Below are 16,385 nucleotides of genomic sequence, written 5' to 3' on the forward strand. Positions count from 1 at the left end.
AGTTGCTAGTAGCCAATTTATACGAATTACTTGCTACATTGCTCATATCGGTGACGGTAGATATGAAACCAAAAGGCCTCAGAACGAGGTCTTTTTTATTTGTATCCCAAATGCTCAATAATGAAGTCAGTCTCAATTAAATCGCCTGCCTCGTTCAATTTACTTATGGCAAATGCACGATATCCAGCACTGTTCATAACGCTTTCAAAATCGGCAACAAACTTTTCACCAACATCTGACTTTGCACACGCTAAGTAACCTTTTACTGCGTGCTGAGCTTCCGTTAACGCATAAATAAAATAGTCTTTACCAATTTTGGCATCGGGCTGACGGCTTTTAAATACCGATGAGTATTCAATAATGCCATCGAGTTTGCCCTGTTTGAGCATCACCTCTAAACGTTCAGCTTTATAACTACCCGCACCAACATACAACAGCTCAGAATTTTGCGTAATTAATTCATCGAGCTTTTCGCCATAGTTGCGCCCTTTTACAACGCCGATATTAAGACCAAGCGATAATGCAGTTGTTAACGATAGCGATGTAGCCGTACCAATATCGCGATTTAAAATTAAGCGATTAGGCGCATAAACAATTAATGGCTGGCTTGCAAATACTGCAAGTTTTGCTCTTTTGGGTGTGTAGGTTTTGTTATAAACACAAATGTTGCTTTGTTTTTTAATTAGTCGCCACTCTCGCTCGCGACTGGTTTGCTGAAACGTCACTCGGTAGTCGTTTTTAAGCTCATCGGTAACGTAATAAACTAGCTGTGATACAAGGTCTGCTTTGCGTGTACCTTTTTCTGGCAATAAGTCAGTGGCAAAATAAATTTCTTGTTTCGCTGAGCAAAAAAAACTGATTAAAAAAAGAATGGATAAACAATTAGATAAGCAACGCACTACATATTCACTACAGTTAAACACTGTTTTAACTGTAGTGAATAATTACTCTAAATCCAAGCTTAACGGCGATTTTTACGGGCGCGAGCACGACGTTGTTTTTTCTCTTCTTCACGTGCCTGCTTTTTAGCTTCGGCTTTGGCGCGTAATTCAGCTACCATAACCTCTTCTTCTTCACGCATCTCTGGTGTTTCCATCGAAATGCGACCAATCACAGCATCACGCAGTTCATTGATCAGAATTTCAGACATTTTGTGGGTATCAACTTGGTTGCCTGAACGAATACAGCCACGTTTACGCCCTGCTTGTTCAATAAACTCCCAGTCTTGCTCTGGTAATTCATCCATTTTATAACGTGATTTTAATAACGCTGGGTAGGCTGATAATAAATACTCAGCAGTGTAACTCGCCACTTCTTCATAGTTAATCGCGGTATCACGAATCGCACCGGTTGCCGCTAAACGGTAACCTGAATTTTCGTTTTCAACTTTTGGCCATAACATTCCTGGCGTGTCGTACAGCATAATGCCGTCTTCTAAACGGATCTTTTGCTGCGCCTTAGTTACCGCTGGTTCATTACCTGTTTTAGCTACAATGCGGCCCGCTAATGTATTGATAAGTGTTGATTTTCCCACATTTGGAATGCCCATAATCATGGCTTTAATTTGCTTATCAGCACCTACTTTATGCGGTACTAGCTTTTTACAGAGGTCGTTGATTAAATGCACTTCACTCGATTTATTGTTATCAAGCGGTAAGGTTTTAACACCCGCTTCACGCTCAAGATACGTCATCCACGCTTTGGTCATTTCAGGATCGGCAAGGTCAGCTTTATTTAAGATTTTAATCACGGGTTTATCACCACGCAGGTCGCCAACCATAGGGTTTTCACTACTGTAAGGAATACGCGCATCCAGCACTTCAATAATCACGTCCATTTGCGGCATGATTTCTTTTATCTCATTGCGCGCCTTATTCATATGACCAGGAAACCACTGAATCGCCATTTATTTTCTCCAAAGCATGAAAGTACGCGTATTTTAACTATATTCAGTTACAATAGCAGTAACCTTTCTTACATTAATAGAAATTATGGCGTTAAAGTCACAAGTACATAAGCTATCGCTTAACCTAAGCGACATGGATAGACACCACTACGGTGATTACAGTCTAACAATTGCTCAACATCCATCTGAAAACGACCACCGTTTAATGATCCGCATTTTAGCATTTGCATTAAATGCTACAGATACGTTGAGCTTTACTAAAGGATTGTGCGCTGACGATGAGCCTGAAATTTGGCAAAAGTCATTAAGCGACGAAATCGAAACTTGGATCGATCTTGGTTTACCTGACGAAAAACGCCTGAAAAAAGCCTGCAACCAGTCAAAACAAGCCATTTTATATACCTATGGCGACGGCGACCAAAAAGTGTGGCTTGAAAAGCACCAAGGTAAGTTTTTCCAGCATACCAACCTACGCGTGTTTAGCCTTCCATTTGAGCAGTCTCAACAACTTATTCCATTAGCAGCAAGACATATGCAGTTGTCTGTTACTGTGCAAGATGGTCAAGTTTGGGTCAGCAACGATACCGATTCAATACTTATCGAGCCGATCACCATTTTATAAGTGAAAGTAGTATGGCGATAAAAAAAGTAGTTATTCTACACGGCCTGTATATGTCAGGCTTTGTTATGCTGCCATTAAGTAAACGCATAACAAAACTGGGCTTTGATACTCTGAATTTAAGTTATCAAAGCTTATCGCCAAATACTGAAACTATATTTCAGCAAATCGATAGCTTTATTGACGGTGAAAATACCGCGTTTGTTTGCCACTCAATGGGCGGGTTAATTGCACGCGCCTACCTTGAAGCTAATAGCCTCCATGCTGCAAGTGTTAAAAAAGTCATCACATTAGGTACCCCCCACAAAGGCGCCACACTTGCTAAGCACATGAAAGATAAGGGCTTTGACTTATTTTTAAAAAATAGTGTTGAGTTTCTTTTATCAGAAAACCATGATTGGCCATTTAGTGCCAAGCTTTACAGTATTGCAGGTGATCTACCACTTGGTTTAATGCCGCTGATTAAGAAAAACAGCGAATCCGACGGCACTGTATTGCTTGATGAAACTAAACTCAAAGGCATGGCAGAGCACAAAGTCTTTCATTTAAGCCATACCAGTCTCATTTATTCCCGCAAAGTAATGGATTACATTGAGTCCATTTTGTCATCACAAAAACAGAATGCAGCAATCGACTTTAAGTGATTTATTCAATTACAAACTTGTCTGATAATAACCCCATCGAAACAAATTAAACATATTAAATACATTGAATATGAGGTGGGTTATGAAAAACGTTTCAATTATTGGATTAGACAAAACGATTACAAACAACTTAGTTGCTGAACTAAATACCTTACTTAGCAGCTATCAAATTCAGTACATGAATGCACGAGGTTTTCACTGGAATATTAAAGGCGAAAACTTCTTTGAACTGCATGCTAAATTTGAAGAAATATACAACGATTTACTGTTGAAAGTCGATGAAATCGCCGAGCGTATATTAACGTTAGGCGGTGAACCGTTGCACGGTTTCTCAGACTACCTTGCCAACAGCAAGATTACTGAAGCAAAGAACATTAGTGCTGGGCGCGAAGCAATTAGCAACCTACTAACTGGTTTCAGTGAGTTAATTGCAACACAGCGCTCATTACTAACATTAGCCGGTGATGCCGAGGATGAAGGTACAGCATCACTAATGAGTGATTATATAAAAGAGCAAGAGAAACTAGTTTGGATGCTAAACGCTTACTTAAACTAAGTTAAATTGTTTTCAAATTAGTACGAAAAAAGGCAGCTAACGCTGCCTTTGTCGCAAGTAAAGTAAAACTAATTGGGACAAGTTTAATGATCTGAATCTTCGTCATGAGATGCAGCATACTTATACGCTGCAAATGCAATGATAAATAGTAGCAAAGGTACAGGCGCTGCAATAATGCCAAACGAACTTGAGTTAGCAATGCTTGCACCAGCTAAGTGACCTACAACAGTAACAACTAATGCTAATACTGCGATAACCGTAACGATAATTTCTGATTTTTGCACATTTCTCATAACGAAATTCCTTCTTAAACTATCCAACTTATCGGTGATAAATCGGTTTCTGGAATTAAGTATGCGCCCGTTTTAAGATTGAGAATTGACTTAAATCAAGTTTATTTCCTAACCAATTACCAGCCGATGAGAAACTTGATTTAGCTCAAAAATTCAACCGAATCAGAAATAATTGGCAGTAAATATGCTTAAAAAAGAGGCCGATGCCTCTTTTTAATATTAGCGTTCTGAAATCGCCCACCCTAACATTTGTTTAAAGCTTGGCTCTTTACCATACATCACCATGCCCATTTTAAATAAACGTCCAGCCACACCACGCATATAAATGCACAATGCCAGCGTCAGTACCAGTGACAAAATAGGTTGCCAAATTGCCACGTCAACCAACGCCATCTTAACAGGCATTACAGCAAACGCCGTAAGTGGGAAGTAACTTAAAAACGTCATAACCCAACCACTGGGACTATCCATTAATACAAACGCTAAAATCATTGGTACAAGCGGGATCATCATAAACGACGACTTGCCACTGTGGTTTGGATCATCAATCGCAGCAGCAATTGCCGCCATAAATGCCGTTGAGAAATAAAGCCCTAGCAACGCAAACGCCAATACCCAAGGCAATAAAGCCCAATCAATAAACGACAAGTCGAGTGCTTGCCCTTGAATAATCACCTGCAAAAATGCAACGCCCAATAATACTGAAATAACAGTACTTAACATGGCTTTTAATGCCAGTAACACTTGCCCTAAAATTTTACCGTCGACCCAAGTTTGTGCGCTCATTGTGGCGTAGAGTTGTTCTGTTACACGCTGCTGCTTTTCGCCTGTAATCGAGACAAATACCTGAGCAAACGACATAAAAATACCAACCGATAACAACACTAAAACACCTATTGCTGTAGCGCTTGAATGACTTTCTTCACTTTTGATATTCTGGTCTAGATACACAGCTGAAACTGAAATTGGGTTATTAATCAATGCTAATTGCTGCGCCGAAAGTGAAAGCTTATCACTGACTTTTTCAACATAGTGCTGTTTTAGCGCATTTTGCAGCGTCTGTTGCCACGCCATTTTTCCTTTGCTAATAAACTCAATGTTTACAGGACTCATGGCTTCATCAATGAGTAACACAGCATCAAATTCTTGCGTCTCAAGGGCAGAAATAAGCTTTTCTTTATCGTCTTGTGTTTGCGTGAACGCATAACCGTCCAAGGTCATTTCAAAAGGGCTATTAGCCGAAATGGCAATGCGATAATCAGTGCTAGTAAAACTTGACGCGCTTTGCCAAAAAAACACAACCACAGCGATTACCAGCATAATTAACTTGCTAATAAGCTCCTGCTTCCATTTGAAAAAGTGCATAAACTCCCATTTAGCAACTTGTGTTACTTGGTTATTCATCACTACTCTCCTCAGTTAACGCATGCTTTTGGTGCGATTCAATTGCTTTTAAATACATTTGATGTAAATCCATGGTGCGGCTTGATAAATGCTCTACTTGACCTAACTTAGGCAGGATCGCTAACGCATCATTTAGCTGTGCTTTATCGTTTAACGTAACAACCAAGGTATTCGCTTTATTTAGACGGTAGTTAATGTCGCCAAAATGCGTTTGCAGCGCTTCGGCATTTAATTCACCGCTAAAGCTCACCTCTAGCTCTAATGCACCACCAATTTGTTCTCGAATCGCACTAAGTGAACCATATAAAACAGCTTCGCCTTTGTTCATCAACATCATTCTGTCGGCCATTTTTTCTACCATCGCCATTTGGTGGGCACTTAAAATAACCGTCATTCCCTGTTGCTTTAATTCTGCTAAAAACAATACAACTTTTTCTTGGTTAATCGGATCGAGTCCAGAAAATGGCTCATCCAAAATAACAATTTCAGGGCTGTGTAAAATTGCGGTGATCAGCTGTACTTTTTGCTGGTTACCTTTTGAAAGTGATTTAAGCGGTTCATTTTCGCGGCCTAGTAAATCAAATCGCTTTAGCCAGTAATCAATATTTTGTTTTGCTTGTTGTTTACTTACACCATGCAGCGCAGCAAAGTAATGAAGGTTTTGCAGTAAGGTTTTTTCGCCGTACAGTCCGCGGTCTTCTGGTAAGTAGCCCAGTTTATTCGCCGGAATTTCACTAAAGTAGCAGCCATCTAATTGAATTGATACTTTTCCGCTATCAGGTTTTGTAAAACCTACTAACATACGTACGAGCGATGATTTACCTGCGCCGTTAGGCCCTAATAAGGCAAAAATTTCGCCTTTATTTACCGCAAAGCTTAACTGATTAACCGCTTTAGTTGAGGCGTACTGCTTACTTACCTCTTCCACACGGATCATTGCCTGTGTCATTGTTTTTCCCGCTTTTTCTTATTGTTTGCAATATTTTACGGGTAAACAAAGGGATAAACAGATCGCTCGTCATTTTATATTGCCACTTATCATTAAAATACAGATGATTAGTTGCTGGTAATTTGATGTTAAGCTTGGCATTATTGGCCCTCGATATTTCGTGGGTTGTGATATATGGATAATCTTAAAAACTTGCTAGCAGACTCAGAGCTATTGTTAAATGCCGTTGGTGAAGGGGTTTATGGTTTTGATTTAGAAGGAAAAGCAGTATTTATAAACCCTGCAGCAGAACGCATGACAGGTTGGCAAGCCGGCGAGTTACTCGGCGAAAAAATTCATCAATATCATCATCATAGCCACGCCGATGGCAGCCCATACCCAGCGCATGAATGTAATATTTATGCCACCATGCAAGACGGACAAGAGCGCAGTATTAGCCATGAAGTATTTTGGCGCAAAGATGGTTCAAGCTTTCCAGTGGAATACACCTCAACTCCCGTTTATAAAAATGGCGAAATAGTTGGTGCTGTTGCAATCTTCCGCGATGTAACTAAGCAGCAAGAAAGCGATCGCGCACTGCGTGAAGCACTAGCCCAAGTGCAAGCCTTATCTGAACAATTGCAAGCAGAAAATACTTATCTTCAAAGTGAAATCGACGAGAACTGGAGCGACTCAGGCTTAGTAGGACAAAGCCCGCGATTTAAGCAATTGCTTGAACAAGTAAGTTTAGTCAGTAAAACCGACAGCACTGTGCTGATCTTAGGTGAAAACGGCACAGGTAAAGAGCTGATAGCTCGCAACATTCATCGCTTAAGCAAACGCTGTCACAATACTTTGGTTAAAGTAAATTGCGCGGCCTTTACACCTAGCTTGTTAGAAAGCGAGCTATTCGGCCATGAAAAAGGCGCATTTACTGGTGCTACCGAAAGACGTAAAGGACGCTTTGAACTGGCAGACAAAGGCACCTTGTTTTTAGACGAAGTTGGCGAGCTAAGTCTTGAAGCACAGAGCAAATTGCTGCGTGTGCTGCAAGAACAAGAATTTGAACGTGTTGGCGGTAACCAAACAATTAAGGTTGATATTCGCGTTATCGCAGCAACGAACAAAGACCTATTAAAAATGGTTCAGCAAGGCGAGTTTCGCATGGATTTATATTATCGCCTGAACGTTTTTCCCCTTACCATGCCTGCCCTCAGAGAGCGCTTAGATGATTTGCCTTTGCTTTGTCATAACATTATTTCGGAGCTTGCTCGCAAATTGAGTAAACCAATCAAAGGCATCAGCAAGGCCAGTTTAAAGCGCCTTGCAACCTATCATTGGCCCGGCAATATTCGTGAACTACAAAACGTACTCGAACGCGAAGTCATCTTAAGTCAAAGTTCGCTAATTCAAATCAAGCAAGATTTTCAAGCCAACTTAGATGCCAGTAACTTTGCACAACTTACGCTAGCAGAAATGGAACGCTCTTACATAGAGCAAGTGCTTGAACAATGCTCAGGTAAGATAGGCGGGAGCAATGGCGCAGCCAAACTACTCGATTTACCAGAAAGCACCTTGCGCTCAAAAATGAAAAAACTTGGTATTACACGAGTATAAAATGACGTTTTTAGCTGCTTCTAACATAAAAATAATAGCTAAAATCCACGATATATCGCGAACACGCGAAATGTCGTGGTTTAGATAAAAATACAAAACAATAATTAACCTTATATTTCAAAAGGTTATCATAACCCTTTATTGGCATAGTATTTGTTAAGCACTAGATAAGCGCAATGCTCTATCTACTGTCGAGAAATATTATGAAGTTTGATATCAAAGAAGAAGATCTGATCATTAAGCCCTACAAAACTGAGGGGCCAATTTACGTCAGATCACAAAAAGGTAAATACCAAAAGTTACGCCGCTATATTGGCTGGGCATTGATGTTGGCATTTATTTTAATCCCTTTTATTCCTTACCAAGGTCAGCAAGCCATATTACTCGATATCGGCGCGCAGCAGTTTCGCTTTTTTAATACCACTTTATTCCCGCAAGATTTTACCTTGTTAGCATGGATATTTATGGCAGGTGCATTTGCGCTATTTTTTGTTACCACCTGGCTCGGTCGAGTTTGGTGTGGTTACACCTGCCCGCAAACGGTGTGGATGATGATGTTTATTTGGGTTGAAGAAAAAGTGGAAGGCAACCGCAATAAACGCATTAAGCTTGATAAATCACCCATGTCATTTGAAAAATTTCGCAAAAAAGGCCTTAAGCATTTAGCTTGGCTGACTATTTCATTTTTAACTGCTACCACCTTTCTTAGCTATTTTGTGCCTGTTAAAGAGTTATATAGCAATTTAGTAACCTTAGATTGGTCTGGCTTGATTTGGTTTTGGGTAGGTCTATTTGCCGTATGTACTTACGGTAACGCAGGTTTCTTAAGAGAGAAAATGTGTATTTACATGTGCCCGTATTCTCGCTTTCAAGCAGTAATGTTCGACAAAGATACGTATGTGGTTGCCTACGATGAAAAACGTGGTGAATCACGCGGTCGCCGCAAACGTAAAGATGATCCGAAACAACTTGGTTTAGGTGATTGTGTTGACTGTAACCTGTGCGTTGAAGTGTGTCCTGCCGGTATTGATATTCGTAACGGCATGCAATACGAATGCATTAACTGTGGCGCATGTATTGATGCTTGTGACGAAACCATGGATAAGTTTAATTACCAAAAAGGTTTAATTAGTTACACCAGTGAACACCAACTAGCTGGCCAAAAGACCAATAAATTCCGTTTAAAGCTAGTAGGTTATGGATTTTTTACCGGCTTAGTAATCGTCACTATGCTGATTTGGATGAATTTACGCGTACCTATTGAAACCAGTATTCTACGTGACCGAAATGCGCTGTATCGGGTGAATTACGAAGGGTTAACTGAGAACACCTACACGCTAAGAATTACCAATAAAACGCAAAATACACTGAATTACACACTAACACTGCTCGAAGATTCACGTTTTGCGCTAAGCGCACCACAAAACATTGTTATTCCAGCTGGTGAGATGAGCCAGTTCCCAGTCACGATTACGGCTGATGGCTATGATTTAAAACAAAAAGTAACGGATGTTCGCTTTAAAGTTAAAGCTGTTGAGCAACCGGATATCCAAATCATTAAACAGTCTAAGTTTTATAAACCCTAAGCTGTAAAATCAATTTATAGCTAAGTTCCCTAGCACGCAAGGCTCAATCTAATTGAGCCTTTTTTCTTTACAACAGCTTAAACGCGATCAATAATCATTATCATTAAGTTGGTGGGTTGGGTATTTTAATATGAGCTGGCAATCCACAATGATTAAAGGCAATGAGTGCTTTGATTCACATAATTGGCTAGAGGCGGAACGCTACTATAATCGCGCTATTGAACTGGTTGATTTGCTATGGCAACAAAAAATTAGCAACTTAGAAGCGATGCAAGCTTGGGTATGCGGTTATCAGAACCTCGCTGCCACCTACGAACAACAAGGCCAACTAGAACGTGCACTGCAATGTTTATTGCACGCCCATTATCGCGTATTACAGCAAGCCAACAATAAAGCTATCTCTGAGCATGCGCAAAGCCATGCCTTACAGATGTCTTCGGTCACATTTAAAAGCATTTCGGCATTTAAAGGAAAGCATGCAAATTACGCTCGATGTATGGATGTGCTCGACCATGTGTGTGCTGCGCCCGCAGATATTAAAAACGCAAAATTAAAATCTGCGTTGGTGCACTAGTTAGGGAAGTTGGTATGTCTAATTTATACATCAAAATCATAGCAGTATGTTTATTGCTTCCGCACAGCCTTACGGCACATACAGGGCATGATCATAGCCCATTGTTTGACCTGTTCATTCACTTAACATGGATAACACCAACGGTATTACTGTTTGTTTTTGTCAGTCACAAGATAAAAATGCGTAACCTTGCTAAGGAGGGAATATGAAAAAAGCAGCAAGCTTGAATAGGGCTCTAACTCAGCTCGATAAACTGTTTAAATTTGAAGTTGTTACGGCAAATTGCGACGCATCGCTTAAAACAGAGAACACAAAAAATGTTCGGATTAAGCATAAATAAAGTAACTGGCAACAGCATGTCGCCCGCAATAATGCCCAATAATTATGTGCTATTACATAGCTTTGGCAGCATGAAACATTTAAAAAAAGGGCAAATAGTTAAAGTCGCACACCCTATTTTTGGCGCCATAATTCAACGCATTGCCTATCAAGATAAAAATGGTCTTTATTGGTTAGCTGGTGACGACCCTAACAGTTTAGCCTGCTGCCAAATAGGACCGATTAGCGCCGAGCAAATCATCGGTGTAATGATTTGCAACCTGCGCTAAGTCGCTCGAGATTACGCATCGAGCGCGTCAAAAATTCTCTTTCACAATAAAAGAGCGGCAATATTCAACAGACTTTAATGCAGAGTATTAACCAAGTTTTGCAAGTTAAACTCTAGCGGTTGCTGCGACGATACAGAAAAACGCGAAAAATCGATTTGTTCGAACTCTTGTTCACGTAATAGTTTGCCAAACGGCGCTCGAGCGAGTGAGTCCGAGGACTCAAAAATTGCGAGTTGCTGACTCATAGCGCCCGCTTTTTCAGGATAAAGGTGATTATCATGCAGCATCAATAATGCTTTTGCGCCTAACGTTACATGTCCACCAAAAGACACGTTGGTCGTATATCCTTTATCATGAACATCCCAATTAATGCCGCCAATAATGACCTTGTCTGATTGCTTTAGCTTATTTACCGCTGCAATTGCACCAAACGCCATTGCGTCATTTGCCGACCAAATAATATCTGCGGGGTGCTTTGACAATACGCCATAGATTTTTTTGTAAGCTTTCGACTCAGACCAATTAGCAACCGTTGAATCAATTAAACTCACATGAGGGTGCTTTTTTAAAGCGCGCTGCAAACCAAAGCGACGCTCCTCTGCCGCCGGTGTATTATAATCACCAAGCAGTGCATACATAGTAAGCTGCTCTTTTTTAAGCTCACCAGCGCGTTTAATTAATGCCTCTGCAAGTTGTTCACCTACCTCTTTATTGTTCGGCGATAAGCATCCTATCACTTTGCTTTTGATGTTGTCTGGCAGAGATGCCTGCTGTGAGCGACTAAATTTATTGAGCAACAAAAACACTTTAATATCGGTGCCAACAAGCTGCTCAAGCATTTGCGGTAACATTTGCTTTTCATTTACCAGAATTAAGTAATCGGGCTTTAGCGCTATCGCGTCGCTAACCAGTTTTTTCATCAGAATATGATTGCGTTCAGCATGCAATGATACGAGATCTATGTTGAGGTCGTTTGCTGCGGCAACCATAAAGTGATTCACGTTTGGCCAAAAGTCGCCAGAATCATTATCTGTGGCATAACCCGGGTTAATAAAAACAACTTTCATATGGGAATTGGCACTAGCAAATACTGACCACATCAGCAGCATTAAAAACAACCAAACACGCTCGACACTATTCACTTTCACACAACACCTTACTGCATCTAGATCGCTATAAGTATATAACTTAAACAAAAATATAGCTGCATGTTCTCAACTAATCAGAGCAGCTCAATTAATTAATTGCTAGCAACTGTAAATCTATTGGGTAAGCATTTGAATACTTTTAAATATATGTAGAATTTGGGTGATTTAAGGTGACCAGAAAACATAAAAAAGGCTGAACCTAAGTTCAGCCTTTCGTTATTTAACCTGAAATCAGATTACGTAAAGCTTATTTTTCAAAATACAGCTTTTCGCGTTTTTTCTTACCTACTTCATTCATCGTTGCAGTATCGAATAAACGACCGTTAATCATTGTGTGCGTTACTTTATCAGTATCGCGAATATTTTCTAACGGGTTGCCATCGATCACCATTAAGTCGGCAAGCTTACCTACTTCAAGTGAACCAATGTGTTTATCTAAACCGAAGTGCGTAGCAGGGTCGATGGTTGCAGTGCGGATCACCTCAAGTGGTGCCATGCCGCCTTGCGCGAACATCCACATTTCCCAGTGTGCTGCTAACCCTTCACGTTGACCGTGTGCACCAATGTTTACGAGTACATCTAAGTCTTGTAATTCTTTCGAAACACGGGCGTTATTTACGTGATTATAATGATGATCTGGCGCTTTAACGCGGCGCATTGAGCGCGGTAGTAGCTTGTTCTTAGGTACGTATTTCGACAGAATTGGGTGCGACCAAACATCTGTTTTATCGTACCAGTAGTTTTCACCCCAAATACCACCGTAGGCTACACCTAACGTTGGTGTATAACCTACTTTAGTTTGGCTCCACAGCTGCTTAACATCATCATAAATATTCGCTACTGGTAGTGAGTGCTCAACACCCGTGTGGCCATCCACCACCATGGTTAAGTTATGCTGTAGTAATGAGCCGCCTTCTGGCACTACCATCATGCCTAGTTCACGTGCAGCTTGTACAACTTGTTGGCGCTGATTACGACGAGGTTGGTTGTACGATTTAACACTAATCGCACCCACTTTTTGTAGACGCTCAATATGGAATTTCGCGTCGTCTAGGCTATCAATATGGCTGGTGTAACCCGGCATGTTCGCACCATATAAAATCGTACCGGTTGAGAAAATGCGCGGCGCGACAATTTTACCGGCTTTTTGCATTTCGCTGGCAGCGAATACTTCAGTTGTGTCATTTGATGGATCGTGAATTGTCGTTACACCAAATGCTAAGCCTGCTAGGTTTTCCCAGTTTTGCTGAGGAATAATTTCATTTGAACCTTGCGAACCGTGCGCGTGTGCATCAACAAGACCCGGCATAATGGTTTTGCCATTCATCTCAATAATTAATGCATCACTTGGTACGCTCACATCTGCCACAGTGCCAACCGCTTTAATATGCTTACCGTCCGTTACGATTACGCCATTTTCAATTACCTCATCACCTTTCATGGTAATGATGCGTGCGCCAGTCAGTGCAATTACACCTTTTGGTGCATCCATTTTTTGTTTAAAACCAATGCTTTGGCCGTTTTCAACTTTAAACGACTTTGACTCGTCTTTGGCAATATCAAACACACCGTTTAAATCAGCATGGTAAAGCTCAGGACCTAGCGACCAGTAAAGTTTATCTGCTGACGTATTCCAACTAATGTTTTCACCGGCGCGAACTGATAGCTGATCAACTGGGAACTGGCTATCTTTTGGACCGATATTAATGGTTTTCCCGCGCTCCACGAATGGCGTTACAAATACTTTAAAACGCTCAGCAAACGCTAAGTACTTACCATCCGGCGATACACGGAATTCGGTCGCATGTTTTGCTTCGTATAGTTTGCGTTCTTTTTTGCTGGCTAGTTCAACCACAGAAAGCGATGGTTTTGGCCATGCTTGCATTACGTAAATACGGTCGTTCTCAGCGCCAAATTGCGGTTGAATACCGTGCTTGGTAATAAATTCTTCGTCACCGCCCCGGCTGCTTACAGCATAGATACCCGGTTTTACCGAGTAACTTGGGTCAAGAATCGCACCACCTTTAATTTTACGGTACACCACAGTATCACCATCTGGACTAAAGGTGGGTTCTACGTATTTACCTTTAGTTTCAACAACATTTTTACCGCGACCTGAACGTGCCGAAACAACACGAATAGTGCCCTGCTCGTTATCATCCCAAGTAACGTACACTATCTTCTTACCATCGCGAGAAAACGACGGGAAGAACTCAAAGTGATCGCTTTGCTTAGTTAAGCGTCTTACTTTGCCCGATTCTAAATCACGCTTATAAATATGACCCATAGCTTCAAAAATCGCAGTTTCACCATCTGGCGAAACTTGCACATTGCGTAGCATTTTTACGTCAAATTCTTTGGTATCAAGGTTTTGTACAACACGTAATGCCGTTTGTAATTTCTTGCTAGTTTCCACTTCAAATGGAATGTCGCTTACTTTCTTACTTTCAACATCCAACTTATGAAGTTTACCGCCAGCCCAGAAGATCAGCTCTTCATTATCAGGGGTCCAAGCGATGGTCGTATAAACACCGTGAATTGCCCATGTTTCTTGCATATCACGTTCAAGCGCACCGTACAGTTTTGTATGCTCACCCGTTGCAAAGTCATATACATACAGGCTTGATTGGAAATCGTCACGTTTTACGTAAGCAAGCTTTTTACCATCTGGTGATGGCGTTGGACGAATTGCGCCACCCATGCCTTCAATAATGGTTTCAATTTCACCAGTTTCGCGGTCGTAACGTTTAATTTTATAAATGCCCGCAACAGAATCTTTTGAGTAGTGGAAAGTTTTACCTGGTGTCGCATCTTGTGAGAAATAAACATAGCGACCATCAGGTGAAAATGCTGGTTCACCTAAATCTTTTTGATCGTTTGCACGCTTAGTTAGCTGTACACCTTTGCCGCCTGCTTTATGGTAAAGCCATACTTCACCAGCGCCAAGTGAACGCGTGCCCGTAAAGTGTTTACGCGCAGCGATAAAGTCGCCATCAGGACTCCACACTGGGCTATTTAATAAACGGAATGTTTCGTTGGTTACCGCAACTTGGTTTGAACCATCAATGTTCATTAGCCAAATATTATCGCCACCGCCTTGGTCTGACGTAAACGCGATTTTTTTGCCATCTGGGCTAAAGCGCGGCTGCATTTGCCAAGGAATATCAGACGTCAGCTTAGTTGCTTTACCGCCTGAAATTGGCATTGTGTAAATATCACCAAGTAGATCAAACGCCAGTGTTTCTCCATCTGGGCTTACATCTACGTTCATCCAAGTACCTTGTTGCACTTTGATGTTGGCATCTAAAAATTCACCTTGTGGCGCTTCAACTTGCCATTCTTTTTTCTCTTCTTTTTTTGCTTCTTCTGCGCCGGCTTGTGAGCACAACGCTAAGCTCACTGCCATCGCAAGTGAGGTCTTTAATATTTGCTTCATCTCGGAGTCTTCTAGTTGTCACGTTTATTCTGTAACGAATTGAAACAAAATCGTGATTAATTAGCTAGTTTGCTTGAGTTAAAACCACCTAAAAAATCGATTAAAAATTTAGCAATAGTCTAAATAGAAATATTTTGCAACAAGTTACGACGCAAAATGCTTAAACAATCAACAGTTTTATGTTTAGCTTGTACCGATAAATTACCTTTAGGGACTAAACATGAAAACCTTACTTAACCTAGCGATTAGTGCAGCAATTGCGACCGCATCTATCACTGTCGCACATGCAACAACGCTACAAGAAACAGTAAAAAGCGAAGTGCGCAGCGACAAAAATAAAGCACGTGATGAATTTCGTAACCCACAACAAACGCTAAATTTCTTTGGTTTAAGCAAAGATATGAATGTGGTAGAAATTTGGCCTGGCGGCGGTTGGTACACTGAAATTATCGCACCTATGGTGGCTGAAAAAGGTAAGTTTGTTGCAGCACATTTTCCGTCGGGTACAGATATTGGTTACTTCAATAAACATTTACCAAAGTATCAGGCAAAAATTAAAAACACACCGGCACTCAGCAAAACTGAAATCACCGAATTTCACCCTAAATTTAGCCCAGAAATGGCCCCTGCTGGCAGTGCCGACATGGTGCTAACTTTCCGTAATTTACATAATTTTTATATGACTAGCGACGAGATGATGCAATCAACACTTGATGCTGCATTTAAAGCGCTTAAGCCTGGCGGTGTTTTAGGTGTGGTCGATCATAAATTACCTGAGAACCTAGACACAGAAGCCTTTCGCCAATCGGGTTACATTAAACAAAGTGTAGTTGAAGCTGCCGCTAAAAAAGCAGGCTTTAAATTGGTTGCCAGTTCAGGCGTGAATGCCAATCCGCTTGATCAAGCACAGTACGAAAAAGGCGTATGGACATTACCACCAACACTTGCACTAGGTGATAAAGACAAAGCCAAATACCTTGCCATTGGTGAAAGTAATCGTTTCACGCTTAAGTTTGTAAAACCTAAGCTATAAAGAGAAAATTAGTTAGTGAAGCAGGCACAATGT

Annotated in this window: 15 protein-coding genes; 8 read left to right on the forward strand and 7 right to left on the reverse strand. The window is 41.0% G+C overall.

The features are described from left to right. Nucleotides 1–95: 95 nt before the first annotated feature. Together AN214_RS17500 and ylqF are read right to left on the reverse strand one after the other, a co-directional pair. Nucleotides 96–899, reverse strand: a complete 804-nt coding sequence (locus AN214_RS17500; RefSeq protein ID WP_152960800.1) for an ABC transporter substrate-binding protein — start codon at nucleotides 897–899, stop codon at nucleotides 96–98. A gap of 62 nt (nucleotides 900–961) precedes the next feature. Then, nucleotides 962–1,906 carry a ribosome biogenesis GTPase YlqF gene (gene ylqF / locus AN214_RS17505; RefSeq protein ID WP_010561437.1) on the reverse strand — a complete coding sequence of 315 codons (945 nt, stop codon included), beginning with the start codon at nucleotides 1,904–1,906 and terminating at the stop codon, nucleotides 962–964. Nucleotides 1,907–1,991: 85 nt separating this feature from the next. On the opposite strand from ylqF, the gene AN214_RS17510 reads away from it, so the two are divergent. The 3 genes from AN214_RS17510 (at nucleotide 1,992) to AN214_RS17520 (ending at nucleotide 3,725) form a co-directional block, all read left to right on the forward strand. Next, on the forward strand, nucleotides 1,992–2,528 hold the full coding sequence (locus tag AN214_RS17510; protein ID WP_054980909.1) for a YaeQ family protein: 537 nt from the start codon (nucleotides 1,992–1,994) through the stop codon (nucleotides 2,526–2,528). Between the two features lie 11 nt (nucleotides 2,529–2,539). Further along, nucleotides 2,540–3,169 carry an alpha/beta hydrolase gene (locus AN214_RS17515; RefSeq protein WP_054980910.1) on the forward strand — a complete coding sequence of 210 codons (630 nt, stop codon included), beginning with the start codon at nucleotides 2,540–2,542 and terminating at the stop codon, nucleotides 3,167–3,169. A gap of 82 nt (nucleotides 3,170–3,251) precedes the next feature. Continuing rightward, the gene (locus AN214_RS17520) at nucleotides 3,252–3,725 is read left to right on the forward strand and encodes a Dps family protein (RefSeq protein ID WP_010561434.1); all 474 of its coding nucleotides are present in this window, start codon (nucleotides 3,252–3,254) and stop codon (nucleotides 3,723–3,725) included. 83 nt (nucleotides 3,726–3,808) lie between these two features. Here AN214_RS17520 and AN214_RS17525 read toward each other — a convergent pair whose 3' ends face one another. From AN214_RS17525 to AN214_RS17535, 3 genes are all read right to left on the reverse strand, one after another. Continuing rightward, complete coding sequence (locus tag AN214_RS17525; RefSeq protein ID WP_054980911.1) at nucleotides 3,809–4,018, reverse strand: hypothetical protein; 210 nt, start codon at nucleotides 4,016–4,018, stop codon at nucleotides 3,809–3,811. A gap of 219 nt (nucleotides 4,019–4,237) precedes the next feature. After that, nucleotides 4,238–5,422: an ABC transporter permease gene (locus tag AN214_RS17530; RefSeq protein ID WP_054980912.1), complete on the reverse strand. Its 1,185-nt coding sequence runs from the start codon at nucleotides 5,420–5,422 to the stop codon at nucleotides 4,238–4,240. Beyond that, entirely contained in the window at nucleotides 5,415–6,371 is a 957-nt protein-coding gene (locus AN214_RS17535; RefSeq protein WP_054980913.1) for an ABC transporter ATP-binding protein, read from the reverse strand. The genes AN214_RS17530 and AN214_RS17535 overlap by 8 nt, the downstream gene beginning before the upstream one ends. A gap of 174 nt (nucleotides 6,372–6,545) precedes the next feature. Between AN214_RS17535 and AN214_RS17540 the strand changes: the two genes are divergently transcribed. From AN214_RS17540 to sodX, 4 genes are all read left to right on the forward strand, one after another. After that, on the forward strand, nucleotides 6,546–7,967 hold the full coding sequence (locus AN214_RS17540; protein ID WP_054980914.1) for a sigma-54-dependent Fis family transcriptional regulator: 1,422 nt from the start codon (nucleotides 6,546–6,548) through the stop codon (nucleotides 7,965–7,967). 203 nt (nucleotides 7,968–8,170) lie between these two features. Beyond that, nucleotides 8,171–9,553, forward strand: coding sequence for a cytochrome c oxidase accessory protein CcoG (ccoG, locus tag AN214_RS17545; protein ID WP_054980915.1), 1,383 nt, complete (start codon nucleotides 8,171–8,173; stop codon nucleotides 9,551–9,553). 130 nt (nucleotides 9,554–9,683) lie between these two features. Further along, nucleotides 9,684–10,127: a hypothetical protein gene (locus AN214_RS17550; RefSeq protein WP_152960801.1), complete on the forward strand. Its 444-nt coding sequence runs from the start codon at nucleotides 9,684–9,686 to the stop codon at nucleotides 10,125–10,127. A 317-nt stretch (nucleotides 10,128–10,444) separates the two neighbouring features. Then, the gene (sodX, locus tag AN214_RS17555; RefSeq protein ID WP_010561425.1) at nucleotides 10,445–10,735 is read left to right on the forward strand and encodes a nickel-type superoxide dismutase maturation protease; all 291 of its coding nucleotides are present in this window, start codon (nucleotides 10,445–10,447) and stop codon (nucleotides 10,733–10,735) included. 74 nt (nucleotides 10,736–10,809) lie between these two features. On the opposite strand, the gene AN214_RS17560 is transcribed toward sodX, so the two are convergent. Together AN214_RS17560 and AN214_RS17565 are read right to left on the reverse strand one after the other, a co-directional pair. Beyond that, a complete protein-coding gene (locus AN214_RS17560; RefSeq protein WP_054980917.1) occupies nucleotides 10,810–11,883 on the reverse strand; it encodes an ABC transporter substrate-binding protein in 1,074 nt (357 codons plus the stop codon). A 247-nt stretch (nucleotides 11,884–12,130) separates the two neighbouring features. Then, entirely contained in the window at nucleotides 12,131–15,319 is a 3,189-nt protein-coding gene (locus AN214_RS17565; RefSeq protein WP_054980918.1) for an amidohydrolase family protein, read from the reverse strand. Nucleotides 15,320–15,539: 220 nt separating this feature from the next. Here AN214_RS17565 and AN214_RS17570 point away from each other — a divergent pair, with 220 nt between their 5' ends. Beyond that, entirely contained in the window at nucleotides 15,540–16,352 is an 813-nt protein-coding gene (locus AN214_RS17570; RefSeq protein WP_054980919.1) for a class I SAM-dependent methyltransferase, read from the forward strand. Nucleotides 16,353–16,385: the final 33 nt, after the last annotated feature.

It is taken from the genome of Pseudoalteromonas sp. P1-9, from assembly GCF_001399975.1.
Taxonomy (GTDB): domain Bacteria; phylum Pseudomonadota; class Gammaproteobacteria; order Enterobacterales; family Alteromonadaceae; genus Pseudoalteromonas.